This window comes from Nocardioides asiaticus, assembly GCF_040049175.1.
GTDB classification, from domain to species: domain Bacteria; phylum Actinomycetota; class Actinomycetes; order Propionibacteriales; family Nocardioidaceae; genus Nocardioides; species Nocardioides cheoyonin.
On the sequence record NZ_JBDZDM010000001.1, the window covers coordinates 158,211 to 173,101 of the forward strand.

Consider the following 14,891-nt stretch of genomic DNA (forward strand, 5'->3'; position numbering starts at 1 on the left):
TGGCCGCCGCCCGGCGGCTCAGCTCGTTGCAGGTCCATCCTCCCCCGTCCCGCCCGGGAGCACCGACAGGCGCAGCGCCAGGCCGCCGGCCGGCCCGGTGCTCACCGTCGTCGTGGTCACCGCGGCACGCTCGGCGTGCCACGCGTCCGACCCGTCGCCGGTGTTGAACAGGAACTCCGGGAAGTCGGTCGAGGCGAGGTGGAGCCGGAGCCGGTGCCCCCGCCCGAGACGGTACGCCGTCGGCAGGACCGGGATCGTGAACCCCCGCTCACCCGCCCCGACGGCCAGGCGTACCTCGCCGTGGGTGATCGGCCAGGCCTCGCCGGTCGGCGTCACGTCGAGCAGCCGGGCGAACAGGTCGGTGCTGCGCTGGTCGGAGCGCACGGTGCCGGTGACCTCGGCGGGTCCGGCGAGGACCAGCGGTGCCGCGAGCGGCTCGGTGTCGAGCGTGACCACGTCGGGACGCTTCGCGACCGGCGCGAGGTCGTGCAGCTCGCGTACGACGTCGAAGGGCCGCGACGCGACCGACGGCACCAGGTCGACGCCGTCCGAGGTCCAGCGCACCGAGCCCGGGCTCTCCGGCGGCACCGGGGCGAGGCCGCCGGTGTCGGCACAGGCGTGCAGGACGAGGGGCCGTGCTTCGGGCGGCGGCCACGCTGCAGCGGTGGCCCACCCACCTCGGCAGACCTCGTAGGCGACCTTGGCGGGCGGCTCCCCGCCGCGGCGCAGGCAGTGGCCGAAGAAATCGATCGCCGGCGCGGTGACCCCCGCCGCGATCCGCTCGACCTCCGCGGGCGTCTGGTCGTGTACCGCGAAGGGCGCGTCGGCGAGCCGGTTGTTGTTGTGGTCGCTCGCCTCGACCCGCAGCCACGTCACCGGACCCCAGCGGGCGTCGGCGAGCAGCCGCCGCACGTCGCGCCACGAGGAGGCGGCGGCCACGTTGTCGTACCACGCGATCGTCCACAGCGTCGGCACGGGCGGCGCGTCGAGGAGCTCCTCGACGGACGGTGGACGCAGGCTGCCGGGCTCGCGCACGTCGGCGTCGTAGCTCGGGCTCCGGTGGCCGAGCTCGTCGAAGAACCGCTCGAACTGGTCGGCGAGGGGCCGGGCCGACCAGTCCAGCGGCCAGTCGTACGCCGCCCGGTCGACCATGTGGAACGCGAGGTAGGCGCGGCGCATCGTCGGCTCCACGCTCGTGGCGCCGCCCGGGGTGGGGAACACCCGTCCGATCTCGGTGCCGGTGACGCGCGGGGCGATCGCCCGCAGCGCCGGATGGCCCGATGCCGCGGCGGCGAGCGCGGTCATGCCGTAGTAGGAGTCGCCCCACATCACCACGTCGCCGTCGCACCAGGGCTGGGCCACGACCCAGTCGAGGGCGTCGTGGCCGTCGTCGCGCTCGTGGACGGCGAACATCGTCTCGCCGCCGGAGCGAAACTTCCCGCGGACGTCCTGGACCACGACGGCGTACCCGGCGGCGGTGAAGCGGCGCGCGACGAGCGGGAGGTAGGCCATCGCGCCGTCCTTGTCGTACGGCAGCCGCACCAGCACCGTCGGGAACGGCCCGTCGCCGTCGGGGAGGTGGACCGACGCGGCGAGGCGTACGCCGTCGCGCATCGGCACCTCGACGGGGACCGCGCCCTCGGGGACCGGCGCGGGCCCCACCCGGGTGATGGGCAGAGCAGGCACGGTCAGCGTCGCGGGTCGATCATCGTCATGCCGGCGGGCGAGGCGGTGTCCATCGCCGGCAGGAGGCCGGTGGCCTCCTGGAGGTCGACGACGCGCTCGATGAGCGCCTGCGGGCGCAGGGCCCCGCTCTCGATGAGCGCGAGCATGCCCGGGTAGTCGGCGGCGGCCATCCCGTGGCTGCCGAGGACGTCGAGCTCCCACCCGATCACGCGGGCCATCGGCACGCGCGGGTGGCCGCCGACGGGCGGCAGCAGGCCGACCTGGACGTGCCGGCCGCGGCGCCGAAGGCTCATGATCGAGTCCGCGCAGGTCTGCTCGCTGCCGACGGCGTCGACGGCCACGTGCGCGCCGCCGCCGGTCAGGTCGTGGACCTGCGCGGGGATGTCGCCGCCGTCGCTGACGAGGACGTGGTCGGCGCCGAGCTCGGCGGCGGCGTCGAGGGCGCCCTTGTGACGGTCGACGGCGACCACGTGCGCCCCGAGGGCCTTCGCGATCATCACGGCGCTCAGCCCGACACCGCCGGCGCCCACGACCGTGACCCACTCGCCGGCGGCGAGGCCACCGCGCCCGGTGAGCGCGCGATAGGCGGTCGCGAACCGGCAGCCGAGGCTCGCGGCCGCCTCGAACGACACGGTCTCGGGGACCGCGACGAGGTTGGTGTCGGCGGCGTACAGGCCGACGTACTCGGCGAAGGAGCCCCAGTGGGTGAACCCGGGCTGCTGCTGGTCGGGGCAGACCTGCGCGTTGCCGGACAGGCACCACTCGCAGCGGCCGCAGCCCTCCACGAACGGCACCGTCACCCGGTCGCCCACCGACCACCTCTCGACGCCCGCGCCGACCGCGGAGACCACACCGGCCAGCTCGTGCCCGGGCACGTGCGGGAGGGCGATCTCGTCGTGGCCGACCCAGGCGTGCCAGTCGCTCTTGCAGAGCCCGGTCGCGTGGACCTGGACGACGACGCCGCCGTCGGGCGCGACCGGCTCCGGCACCTCGCGCACCTCGAGCGGCCCCGCGATCTCGTCCATGACCATGGCGCGCATCAGGCGGTCGCCTCCGTGACCTCGTTGGGGAACAGTCCCTCGGTCAGCGAGGTCGGCGAGCCGAAGCGGTGGGCGGTGACCGCGACCGCCTGCTCGTGCAGGAAGGTCAGCATCTCGATCCGGCCGGCCTCGACCACGGGCTGCGCGTAGAGGGCGATGTCGGCCCGGCCGTCGCTGGCGGCGGCGAAGGCCCCACGGCTGCCGCCGATGAGGCGCACACGTCCGGGGGCATCGGGCCCGGCCAGCGTCGCGCTCCAGGCGGCGTCGTCCTGGACGGCGTACGACGCACCGGCGCGGCCGAGCAGATCGGCGACCGGCGAGTCGAGCGGGGTCGACGCGGAGACCGTCACCGGCGCGCCGGCGGCGAGGCCCGCGGCCACGACCCGGAGCATGCCGGCGACGTCGGTCGACCCGGTGCCCTCGAGGCGGACGGTGGCTGGCACCGGCAGGTAGCGGAGCACGTTGTGCTCGGCGAGCAGCCCGCTGACGTCGCGCGCGACGCCGAACTCCTCGGCCCAGGCGACGGCGTCGGAGCCGGCGCCCCGCTCGACCAGGTCGGCACCGGCGAGGCCGAGGCTGCGGGCGCCGTCGACGATCGCGCGCGCCGCACCGGCCGGCGTACCGAGCCTCGACGCTGCGGCAGGCGCCCAGTCGGAGAGCCCGATCAGGTAGTTCGGGCCTCCGGCCTTGGTGCCGGCGCCGACCGCCGACCTCTTCCAGCCGCCGAACGGCTGCCGGCGCACGATCGCGCCGACGGTCGTGCGGTTGACGTAGACGTTGCCGGCCTGGACCCGGTCGATCCAGGTCTCGAGCTCCTCGCGCTCGAGGGAGTGCAGACCCGCGGTCAGGCCGTAGTCGACCTGGTTCTGGATCTCGATCGCCTCGTCGAGGTCCTCGGCCGCGATGAGGCCGAGGACGGGGCCGAAGTACTCGGTCAGGTGATACTCCGAGCCGCGCTTCACGCCGGTCTTCACGCCGGGCGACCAGAGCCGGCCCTGTCCTCCGTCGGACACAGGGTCGAGCGGACGGGGCTCGACCAGCCACGACTCACCGGGGGCGAGCTGGGTCAGGGCGCGCTCGAGCTTGCCGGAGGCCGGCTCGATGATCGGGCCGACCTGGACCCGCGGGTCGCTCGGGTAGCCCACCTTGAGCGAGCGGACCGCGTCGACGAGCTGGTCGCGGAAGCGGTCCGAGGTCGCGACAGAGCCGACCAGGATGCCGAGCGACGCGGCCGAGCACTTCTGGCCGGCGTGGCCGAACGCCGAGTAGACGAGGTCCTTGGCGGCCAGGTCGAGGTCGGAGCTGGGGGTGACGACGATGGCGTTCTTGCCCGAGGTCTCCGCGAGCAGCGGCAGGTCAGGGCGGAACGAGCGGAACAGCTGCGCGGTGTCGAACGCGCCGGTGAGGACGAGCCGGTCGACGTACGGGCTCGCGACGAGCGCCCTGCCGACCTCGTTCTCGGGGACGTGGACGAGGTGCAGGACGTCCTTGGGTACGCCGGCGGCCCAGAGGGTCTCGACCAGAAGCGAGCCGCACCGCTTCGCCTGCGGGGCGGGCTTGATCACCACGGCCGAGCCGGCGGCGAGCGCCGCGGCCATGCCCCCGGTCGGGATGGCGAGCGGGAAGTTCCACGGCGGGGTAACCAGGGTGAGGTGCACCGGGATGTGGGTGGCGCCGTCGACGGAGTCGAGGCCCTCGGCGAGCTCGGCGTAGTAGTTGAGGAAGTCGATCGCCTCGGAGACCTCGGGGTCGCCCTGGTCGAGCGTCTTGCCGCACTCGCTGCCGGCGACCTCGAGCAGCTCGGCCCGGCGCTTCTCGAACTCCACGGCGGCGGTGCGAAGGATCGCGGCCCGCTCCGCGGCGGGCTTGCGACCCCACTCGGCGCCCGCGGCCGCTGCGCTCTCCATGAGCGTCTCGACCGTGGCGACATCGGTCACGGTGTGGTCGGCGACCAGCTGCTCGCCGAGGGTCGAGGTGGCGATCCGCTCGGTGATCTGGCGGCCCCACTCCCGGTTGCCCGGCAGCGACGGGTCGGTGTCGGGGGTGTTCCGGAAGCCGCCGGTCAGGGGCTCGTCGCTCACCGGCCTGCGGCGGTCCTGGGTGCGGTTCGGGGTCGGGACCCCCCCTCCAGTGCTATCGGCGTCCGCGGCCGCGAGGGAGGCGAGGAAGCGCTCGCGCTCGCGGCGGTAGAGCGCGGTGTCCTCGTGGATGTCGAAGACGGCGGACATGAAGTTGTCCTGGCTGGCGCCCTCCTCCAGCCGGCGTACGAGGTAGGCGATCGCGACGTCGAAGTCCTTCGGGTGGACGACCGGGACGTAGAGCAGCAGCCCGCCCACGGTCTCGCGGACCGCCTCGGCCTGGCCCTCGGCCATGCCGAGCAGCATCTCGAACTCGATGCCGTCGCGTACGCCGCGCCTGCCGGCGAGGATCCACGCGTAGGCGATGTCGAAGAGGTTGTGGCCGGCGACGCCGAGGCGGATGTTGCCGGTCCGCTCCGGGGTGAGGGCGTAGTGCAGCACGCGCTTGTAGTTGGTGTCGGACTCCTGCTTGCTGCCCCAGGTGGCGAGCGGCCAGCCGTAGAGCGAGGCCTGCACCCGCTCCATCGGCAGGTTGGCGCCCTTGACCAGGCGGACCTTGATGGCGGCGCCGCCGCGGGACCGGCGCGCGGCCGCCCACTCCTGCAGGCGCATCATCGCGGCGAGCGCGTCGGGCAGGTAGGCCTGGAGCACGATCCCGGCCTCGAGGCCGAGCAGCTCCTCACGGTCGAGGATCCTGGTGAAGACGTCGATCGTGATGTCGAGGTCGTGGTACTCCTCCATGTCCAGGTTGATGAACTTCGGAGTCCCCGCGGTGGCGGCGTACTGGTAGAGGGGCAGGAGCCGCTCGATGACGTGCTCGACGGCCTCGTCGTACGACCACGGCGAGTGCGGCGCGACCGGCGAGGAGACCTTGATCGAGACGTAGTCGACGTCGGGCCGGGCGAGCAGCTTCTTGGTGCCCTCGAGGCGCCGGTTGGCCTCCGCCTCGCCCAGCACCGCCTCCCCGAGCAGGTTGATGTTGAGCTTCACGCCGCGGTCGCGGATGCGGGCGATCGAGGCGCCGAGCTTGTCGTCGGTCGCGTCGATGAGCAGGTGCCCGACCATCCGGCGCAGCGCCTTGCGCGCGACCGGGATGACGAACCAGGGAGCGACCACGGAGAGCATCGCGCCGAGCTTGAGGGCGAGCTTGAGGTGCCACGGGAGGAACCTCGGGGCGATCGCGACCAGCTCGCGCAGGCTCTGCGCGGCGACGCCGAGGTCCTCTGGCCGGATCACGCGGTCGACGAAGCCGACGGTGAACTCGAGGCCGGCGGGGTCCTTGAGGACGTCGGCCAGGCGCTTCGCCGAGGGGTGGACCGGCTTGGTGGCGGCGACGTCGAGCCAGGCCTTCACCTGGGTCTCGACCTCCTCGACCAGCTCGGTGCCGGCGGTGTCGATCATGTTGGTCACGGGTGAACCTCTGCGGACGTATGACGGAGCTGTCGCGGCAAGTATCCGTCGAAATTCGCGTAAGATACAGTGATGTTTTCCGACGCTTAATCGTAAGCGGACCCGAAGTGTTTGGAGCGGCGATGCTCGACGTACGACGGCTGCGACTCCTGCGGGAGCTGAGCGTCCGCGGGACGCTCGCGGAGGTGGCCGACGCCCTCCATCAAAGCCCCTCGTCGGTCTCGCAGCAACTCACCCAGCTCGAGCGCGAGGTCGGCGTGGACCTGCTCCGCAAGGTCGGTCGCCGGGTCCAGCTCACCCCGGCGGCCGAGCTCCTCGTCGAGCACACCGTGGCCATCCTCGAGCGGCTCGAGCGCGCCGAGTCCGAGCTCGCCTCGCTCGGCGACGAGGCCTCGGGGACGGTGCGGATCGCCGTGTTCCAGTCCGCCGCGCTGGCGTTCATGCCGCGGATGCTCGCCGACCTGGCCAGGGGCCACCCGCGGCTTCGGGTGACGATGTCGCAGCGCGAGCCGGAGGAGGCGCTGTACGAGACCTGGGTCCGCGAGTTCGACCTGGTGATCGCGGAGCAGTACCCCGACCACGCGGCCCCCTGGCACCCCGAGCTCGACCGCGAGCCGCTGACGACCGACGCGCTCCGGCTCGCGGTGCCGCCGGCCGGCGAGCCGTGGGACGCGATCGCGTCGATCGGCGACGCCGCGGGCGTGCCGTGGGTGATGGAGCCCAAAGGCGCCGCGTCCCGGCACTGGGCCGAGCAGATGTGCCGGTCGGCGGGGTTCGAGCCCGACGTCCGCTTCGAGACCGCCGACCTCGAGGCCCACGTGGCGCTGATCGAGGCCGGCAACGCGGTCGCGATCCTGCCAGGGCTCATGACCGTACGCCGCCGCCCGGACGCGCGGATGGTCGACCTGCCCGGGTCGCCCCGGCGTACGGTCTTCACCGCGACGCGTACGTCGATCGCGGCCACTCCCCCGATCGTCGCGTGCCGCGCGGCGCTGGCCGCCGCGGTCGGCGCCGACCACGGCTAGCCCCGGCGGTAGGCCGGCGCTACCTCGTTGACCGCGTCGCCCATCCGGTGGATGCGCAGCGCGTTGGTGGAGCCGGGGATGCCGGGGGGCGAGCCGGCGATGATGACGACGAGGTCGCCCTCCTGGACCCGGCCGATCTTGAGCAGCTGCTCGTCGACCTGCGTGACCATCTCGTCGGTGTGCTCGACGGCCTCCACCTGGAAGGTCTCGACGCCCCAGCTCAGCGCCAGCTGCGACCGCACGTCCGGGAACGGCGTGAAGGCGAGCAGCGGGATCGGCCCGCGCAGGCGGGAGAGGCGGCGGGCGGAGTCGCCCGAGGTGGTGAACGCGACGAGGTACTTCGCGCCGACCCGCTCGGCGACCTCCTCGGCCGCCTTGGCGATCACGCCGGAGCGGGTGTGCGGGTCCCAGTCGATCTGGCTCAGGTGGCCGACGCCCTTGCCGCCGGCGGCGAAGGCGTGGGTCTCGGTGGCCGTGATGATGCGCGCCATCGTCTCGACGGTGTGGACCGGGTAGTCGCCGACACTGGTCTCGGCCGAGAGCATCACGGCGTCGGCGCCGTCGAGGACGGCGTTGGCGACGTCGTTGGCCTCCGCGCGGGTCGGCGACGGGTTCGCGATCATCGAGTCGAGCATCTGGGTCGCCACGATCACCGTCTTGGCGTTGAGCCGGGCCAGCTCGATGATCCGCTTCTGGAGGAACGGCACCTCCTCCAGCGGGCACTCCACGCCGAGGTCGCCGCGGGCGACCATGAACATGTCGAAGGCGTCGATGACCTCGGGGAGGTTGTCGATGGCCTGCGGCTTCTCGATCTTCGCGATGATCGGGACCAGCCGGCCCTCCTCGCGCATGATCCGGCGTACGTCCTCGGCGTCGTCGGCGCTCCGGACGAAGCTCAGCGCGACCATGTCGACGCCCAGCTTCAGCGCGAACCGCAGGTCGGCCTCGTCCTTGTCCGACAGCGCCGGCACGGAGACGGCGACCCCGGGCAGGTTGATGCCCTTGTGGTCGCTCACCGGCCCGCCGACGAGCACCTCCGTCACCACGTCGGTGCCGTCCTTGACGTCGGTGACGCGCAGCCTGACCTTGCCGTCGTCGATGAGGATCGGGTCCCCCACGTTGACGTCGCCGGGCAGGCCCTTGTAGGTCGTCCCGCAGATCGAGGCGTCGCCGGCGACGTCACGCGTGGTGATCGTCCACGGCTGGCCCCGCCGCAGGGTGACCTTCCCGTCGGCGAAGGTCTCGAGCCGGATCTTCGGCCCCTGGAGGTCGGCGAAGATCCCGACCCCGTGACCGCTCGCGTCGGCGGCCTCGCGGACCAGCCGGTAGCGCTCGGCGTGCTCCTCCTGGTCGCCGTGGCTCATGTTGAGCCGGGCGACGTCCATGCCGGCATAGACCAGCTCGCGGATGCGTCGCTCCGTGCCGACGGCCGGACCGAGCGTACAGACGATCTTCGCTCTCCTCACGGGGCACCACTGTAGCGAGGTTGAACGATCCAACCCACGGCGCCCGGGCCGTCAGACCGCCAGCGGCCGATCGGTCGGCTTGATCGGCGCCGGCAGGGTGCTGGAGCCGGTGAGGAAGGTGTCGACAGCGGCCGCCGCCGCACGCCCCTCGGCGATCGCCCAGACGATGAGCGACTGGCCGCGGCCGGCGTCACCGGCGACGAAGACGCCGGGCACGCTGGTGGCGTACGACGCGTCGCGGGCGATGTTGCCGCGCTGGTCCAGCTCGACGCCGAGCTGCTCGACGAGGCCGGGCTGCTCGGGGCCGACGAAGCCCATCGCGAAGAGCACCAGGTCGGCGAGGATCTCCCGCTCGGTGCCGGGGATCTCGACGAGCTTGCCCTCCTGGAACTCCACCTCGACCAGCTTCAGCGCGCGGACGTGGCCCTCGGCGTCGCCCAGGAACTCCTTCGTCGACGCCTTGTAGACACGCTCGCCGCCCTCCTCGTGGGCCGAGGAGACGCGGAAGACCATCGGGTACGTCGGCCACGGCTGCGCCCCGGGGCGGTCGGTCGGCGGCTCGGGCATGATCTCGAGCTGGGTGACCGACTTCGCGCCCTGGCGGTGGGCGGTGCCGAGGCAGTCCGCCCCGGTGTCGCCGCCGCCGATGATCACGACGTGCTTGTCGGTGGCGACGATCTGGTCCTCGACGGTCTCGCCGAGCGCGACCCGGTTGGCCTGCGGGAGGTACTCCATCGCCTGGTGGATGCCGGCGAGCTCCCGGCCGGGCACGGGCAGGTCGCGCGCGACGGTCGACCCGATCGCGAGCACGACGGCGTCGTACCGGTCGCGGAGCTGGCTGCCGGTGAGGTCGACGCCGACGTTGACGCCGGCGCGGAAGACGGTGCCCTCCCGGCGCATCTGCGCGAGCCGCTGGTCGACCTGCTTCTTCTCCATCTTGAACTCGGGGATGCCGTAGCGCAGCAGGCCGCCGATCCTGTCGGCGCGCTCGTAGACCGCCACGGTGTGGCCCGCCCGGGTGAGCTGCTGCGCCGCGGCGAGGCCGGCCGGGCCGGAGCCGATGACCGCCACCGCCTTGCCGGAGAGCCACTCGGGCGGCTGCGGCTTGACGTAGCCGGCGTCCCAGGCCTTGTCGATGATCGCGACCTCGACGTTCTTGATGGTCACCGGGTCCTGGTTGATCCCCAGGACACAGGCGGTCTCGCACGGCGCAGGGCACAGCCGGCCGGTGAACTCCGGAAAGTTGTTGGTCGCGTGGAGGCGCTCGATCGCGCCCTCCCAGTCGTCGCGCCAGACCAGGTCGTTCCACTCCGGGATGATGTTGCCGAGCGGGCAGCCCTGGTGGCAGAACGGGATGCCGCAGTCCATGCACCGACCCGCCTGGGTGGTGATGATCGGCAGCAGGGCCCGGCCGGCACCGCCCGGGTAGACCTCGTTCCAGTCGTGGACGCGCTCCTCCACCGGCCGACGGGCGGCGACCTCGCGGCCGTGCTTCAAGAACCCCTTGGGATCAGCCATGGAGCACCTCCATGATCCGGTGCGCGGCCTCGTCCTCGTCGAGACCCTCCTCGAGGGCCTCCTCCTGAGCCTCGAGCACGCGCTTGTAGTCGCTGGGCATGACCTGCGTGAAGCGGGTCAGGGCGGTCGGCCAGTCGGCGAGCAGGTCGCCGGCGACCGCGGAGCCGGTCTCCTCGTGGTGGGCGCGCACGATGGCCTCGAGCTCCTCATGGAACTTCGCGTCCACCTCGGTCAGCTCGACCAGCTCGGGGTTGACCCGCCAGTGCTTGAGGTCGAGGACCCAGGCGATGCCGCCGGACATGCCGGCCGCGAAGTTGCGGCCGGTCTTGCCGAGGACGACGACCCGTCCGCCGGTCATGTACTCGCAGCCGTGGTCACCCACGCCCTCGGTGACGACGGTGGCACCGGAGTTGCGGACGCAGCACCGCTCCCCCACGCCGCCGCGGGCGAAGATCTGCCCGGAGGTCGCGCCGTAGGCGATGGTGTTGCCGGCGATGATGTGCTCGTTCGGCTTGAACGTCGCGGCGCGGTCGGGCCGGATCACGATCCGGCCTCCGGAGAGGCCCTTGCCGACGTAGTCGTTGGCGTCGCCCTCCAGCCGCAGCGTGATGCCCGGCGGCAGGAACGCACCGAAGGACTGCCCGGCCGACCCGGTGAAGGTCAGGTCGATCGTCCCGTCGGGGAGCCCCTCGCCGCCGTACTTCTTGGTGACCTCGTGGCCGAGGATGGTGCCGACGGTGCGGTTGACGTTGCGGATCGGCAGCTGGGCCCGGACGGGCTCGGCCCGCTCGAGCGCGGGCGCGGCCAGCGGCAGCAGCTCGGTGACGTCGAGCGACTTCTCGAGGGCGTGGTCCTGCGGCTTGGTGTGGTGCAGGTCCTGGCCGACGAACTGCTCCGGCATCTCGACGGTGTGGAAGACCGGTGCGAGGTCGAGCCCGGACGCCTTCCAGTGGTCGACCGCGGCGCGGGTGTCGAGCACCTCGGCGTGGCCGACGGCCTCCTCGATCGAGCGGAACCCGAGCTCGGCGAGGAGCTCGCGCACCTCCTGGGCGATGTAGCGCATGAAGTTGACGACGTACTCGGCCTTGCCGGTGAAGCGCTCGCGCAGGACGGGGTTCTGCGTCGCGACGCCCACGGGGCAGGTGTCGAGGTGGCAGACCCGCATCATGATGCAGCCCGAGACGACCAGCGGCGCGGTGGCGAAGCCGAACTCCTCGGCGCCGAGCAGCGCGGCGACGACCACGTCGCGGCCGGTCTTGAGCTGGCCGTCGGTCTGGACGACGATCCGGTCGCGCAGGCCGTTGAGGAGCAGCGTCTGCTGCGCCTCGGCGAGGCCGAGCTCCCAGGGGCCGCCGGCGTGCTTGAGCGAGGTCAGCGGGGAGGCGCCGGTGCCGCCGTCGTGACCGGAGATGAGGACGACGTCGGCGTGCGCCTTGCTCACGCCGGCCGCGACCGTGCCGACGCCGACCTCGGCGACCAGCTTCACGTGGACGCGGGCCTCGGGGTTGGCGTTCTTCAGGTCGTGGATCAGCTGCGCGAGGTCCTCGATCGAGTAGATGTCGTGGTGAGGAGGCGGGCTGATCAGGCCGACGCCCGGGGTGGAGTGCCGGGTCTTGGCCACCCACGGGTAGACCTTGTGGCCCGGCAGCTGGCCGCCCTCGCCGGGCTTCGCGCCCTGCGCCATCTTGATCTGGATGTCGTCGGCGTTGGTGAGGTACTCGCTGGTGACGCCGAAGCGGCCGGAGGCGACCTGCTTGATCGCCGAGCGCCGTTCGGCGTCGTACAGGCGGTCGGAGTCCTCGCCGCCCTCGCCGGTGTTGGACTTGCCGCCCAGCATGTTCATGGCGATGGCGAGGGTCTCGTGCGCCTCCTTGGAGATGGAGCCGTACGACATCGCGCCGGTGCTGAACCGCTTGACGATGGACTCGACCGGCTCGACCTCGTCGATCGGCACCGGCTGGCGGCCGGTCTCGCCGGCGTCCTTGAGCCGGAAGAGCCCGCGCAGCGTCATCAGCCGCTCGGACTGCTCGTTCACCCGGTCGGTGTACTGCTTGAAGATGTCGTAGCGCCCGGTCCGGGTGGAGTGCTGGAGCCGGAAGACCGTCTCCGGGTCGAACAGGTGCGGCTCGCCCTCGCGGCGCCACTGGTACTCGCCGCCGATCGGCAGCTCGCGGTGGGCGGGGGCCACGCCGTCGCGGGGGTACGCCGTGGCGTGCCGCTTCGCGACCTCCTGGGCGATGACGTCGAGCCCGACACCGCCGAGCTTGGAGGTCGTGCCGGTGAAGTACTTGTCGACGAGCTCCTGGGACAGTCCGACGGCCTCGAAGATCTGCGCGCCGGTGTAGGACGCGACGGTGCTGACGCCCATCTTCGACATCACCTTCAGGACGCCCTTGCCGAGCGCCTTGATGATGTTGGCCATCGCCTTCTCGGGGTCGCTCTTGACGAAGTAGCCCTCGTAGGCGAGGTCCTCGACCGACTCGATCGCGAGATAGGGGTTGACCGCCGCCGCGCCGTAGCCGATCAGCAGGGCCACGTGGTGGACCTCGCGCACGTCGCCGGCCTCGACGATGAGGCCGACGTTGGTGCGGGTCTTCTCGCGGACCAGGTGGTGGTGGACCGCGGCAGTCATCAGCAGCGACGGGATCGGCGCCTTCTCGGCCGTCGAGTGCCGGTCGGAGAGGACGATGATCCGCGCGCCCTTGGCGATCGCGTCCGAGACCTCCTGACAGATCTCCCGGAGGCGTACGGCGAGGGCCGTGCCGCCGCCGTCGACGTCGTACAGACCGCGCGAGACGTGGACCGCGAAGCCCGGCATGTCGCCGTCGCGGTTGACGTGCCGGATCTTGGCGAGGTCGTCGTTGGAGATGACCGGGAACGGGAGCACGATCTGGCGGCACGAGGCCGGGGTCGGCTTCAGCAGGTTGGCCTCGGGGCCGATGGTGCCGAACAGCGAGGTCACGAGCTCCTCGCGGATCGCGTCCAGCGGCGGGTTGGTCACCTGCGCGAAGAGCTGGCTGAAGTAGTCGAACAGCAGCCGGGGCTTGCTCGACAGCGCAGCGATCGGCGAGTCGGTGCCCATCGAGCCGATCGGCTCGGCACCGGTGTTGCCCATCGGCGCGAGGAGGACCCGCAGCTCCTCCTCGGTGTAGCCGAAGACCTGCTGACGGCGGGTCACCGAGGCGTGGGTGTGGACGATGTGCTCGCGCTCGGGGATGTCCTTGAGGTGGACCAGCCCGGCGTGGAGCCACTCGTCGTACGGGTGCTCCTCGGCGAGCCTGGTCTTGATCTCGTTGTCCTCGATGATCCTGTGCTCGTCGGTGTCGACGAGGAACATCCGGCCCGGCTGCACGCGGCCCTTGCGGACCACCTTCGCGGGGTCGATGTCGTCGAGGACGCCCGCCTCGGAGGCGAGGACGACGAGGCCGTCGTCGGTCACCCAGTAGCGCGAGGGGCGCAGGCCGTTGCGGTCGAGCACGGCACCGACCTGGGCGCCGTCGGTGAACACGACCGACGCGGGGCCGTCCCACGGCTCCATCAGCGAGGCGTGGAACTCGTAGAACGCCCGCAGCTTCTCGGGCATCTCGGTGTGGTTCTCCCACGCCTCCGGGATCATCATCAGCACGGCGTGGGGCAGGCTGCGGCCGCCGAGGTGGAGCAGCTCCAGGACCTCGTCGAAGCTCGCCGAGTCGGACGCGCCCGGGGTGCAGATCGGGAAGAGCCGCTCGAGCTCGCCCGGGATCAGGTCGGACTCGAGCAGCGCCTCACGGGCCTGCATCCAGTTCCGGTTGCCCATGACGGTGTTGATCTCGCCGTTGTGGGCGATGTAGCGGAACGGGTGCGACAGCGGCCAGCTCGGGAAGGTGTTGGTCGAGAAGCGCGAGTGGACGACGGCGATCGCCGACTCGATCCGATCGTCGAGGAGGTCGGGGTAGACCTCCGCGAGCTGGACCGTGGTGAGCATGCCCTTGTAGACCAGCGTGCGCGAGGACAGCGACGGGAAGTAGACGTCGGTCTCGCGCTCCGCCCGCTTGCGCAGGCAGAACGCCATCCGCTCGAGCGCCATCCCGGCGACCCGCTGCTTGGCGCCGGCCACGAAGATCTGGCGGAAGGTCGGCATGACCGCGAGCGCCGTCGCGCCGAGCGAGTCGGGGACGACCGGCACGTCACGCCAGCCGAGGACCTCGAGGCCCTCCTCGACGGCGATCTCCTCGATCTGCTTCGCGGTGGTCTCGACATGCTCGGGGTCGCCCGGGAGGAACGCCGTGCCGACGGCGTAGGACCGCTTGGCGGGCAGCTCGAAGTCGACGACCTCGCGCAGGAAGGCGTCGGGCACCTGGATGAGGATGCCGGCGCCGTCGCCGGAGTTCGTCTCGGCCCCGGCGGCGCCGCGGTGGTCGAGGTTGAGCAGGGCACGGATGCCCTGCTGGACGATCTCGTGGCTCGGGACGCCCGTCAGGGTCGCGACGAAGGCGACGCCGCAGGCGTCCTTCTCGAAGCGAGGGTCGTAGAGCCCCTGGGGGGAAGGAAACGAGTGCTCGTAGGGCACCGAGTTCTCCCGTCGTGTCCGTGCGCAGAGCGCGGCCCGGGCCCCGTGAGGAGCCTTCGATGGGTGCGCGGTCCGCGGGATGGGGGATGTCAGTGGTGCAGGGGACGGCGTTGGCCCGC

At 72.1% G+C, this 14,891-nt stretch carries 7 protein-coding genes; 1 reads left to right on the top strand and 6 read right to left on the bottom strand.

All coding sequences use genetic code 11. The features are described 5' to 3' along the window. Positions 1 to 18: 18 nt before the first annotated feature. From ABLE53_RS00770 to ABLE53_RS00780, 3 genes are read right to left on the bottom strand one after another with little or no spacing between them, the layout of a single operon-like run. Positions 19 to 1,686: a CocE/NonD family hydrolase gene (locus ABLE53_RS00770; RefSeq protein WP_348856619.1), complete on the bottom strand. Its 1,668-nt coding sequence runs from the start codon at positions 1,684 to 1,686 to the stop codon at positions 19 to 21. A gap of 2 nt (positions 1,687 to 1,688) precedes the next feature. After that, positions 1,689 to 2,726 carry a zinc-binding dehydrogenase gene (locus tag ABLE53_RS00775; RefSeq protein ID WP_348856620.1) on the bottom strand — a complete coding sequence of 346 codons (1,038 nt, stop codon included), beginning with the start codon at positions 2,724 to 2,726 and terminating at the stop codon, positions 1,689 to 1,691. Beyond that, positions 2,726 to 6,205 (bottom strand): proline dehydrogenase family protein, encoded by a 3,480-nt coding sequence (locus tag ABLE53_RS00780; RefSeq protein ID WP_348857747.1) that lies wholly within the window; start codon positions 6,203 to 6,205, stop codon positions 2,726 to 2,728. The genes ABLE53_RS00775 and ABLE53_RS00780 overlap by 1 nt, the downstream gene beginning before the upstream one ends. 131 nt (positions 6,206 to 6,336) lie before the next feature. Between ABLE53_RS00780 and ABLE53_RS00785 the strand changes: the two genes are divergently transcribed. After that, positions 6,337 to 7,239 (top strand): LysR substrate-binding domain-containing protein, encoded by a 903-nt coding sequence (locus tag ABLE53_RS00785; RefSeq protein ID WP_348856621.1) that lies wholly within the window; start codon positions 6,337 to 6,339, stop codon positions 7,237 to 7,239. Here ABLE53_RS00785 and pyk read toward each other — a convergent pair. From pyk to gltB, 3 genes are read right to left on the bottom strand one after another with little or no spacing between them, the layout of a single operon-like run. Continuing rightward, positions 7,236 to 8,705: a pyruvate kinase gene (pyk, locus tag ABLE53_RS00790; RefSeq protein ID WP_348856622.1), complete on the bottom strand. Its 1,470-nt coding sequence runs from the start codon at positions 8,703 to 8,705 to the stop codon at positions 7,236 to 7,238. The two genes, ABLE53_RS00785 and pyk, sit on opposite strands and share 4 nt — an antisense overlap. A 51-nt stretch (positions 8,706 to 8,756) precedes the next feature. Beyond that, entirely contained in the window at positions 8,757 to 10,223 is a 1,467-nt protein-coding gene (locus ABLE53_RS00795; RefSeq protein ID WP_348856623.1) for a glutamate synthase subunit beta, read from the bottom strand. Next, on the bottom strand, positions 10,216 to 14,772 hold the full coding sequence (gene gltB / locus ABLE53_RS00800) for a glutamate synthase large subunit (protein WP_348856624.1): 4,557 nt from the start codon (positions 14,770 to 14,772) through the stop codon (positions 10,216 to 10,218). The genes ABLE53_RS00795 and gltB overlap by 8 nt, the downstream gene beginning before the upstream one ends. Positions 14,773 to 14,891: the final 119 nt, after the last annotated feature.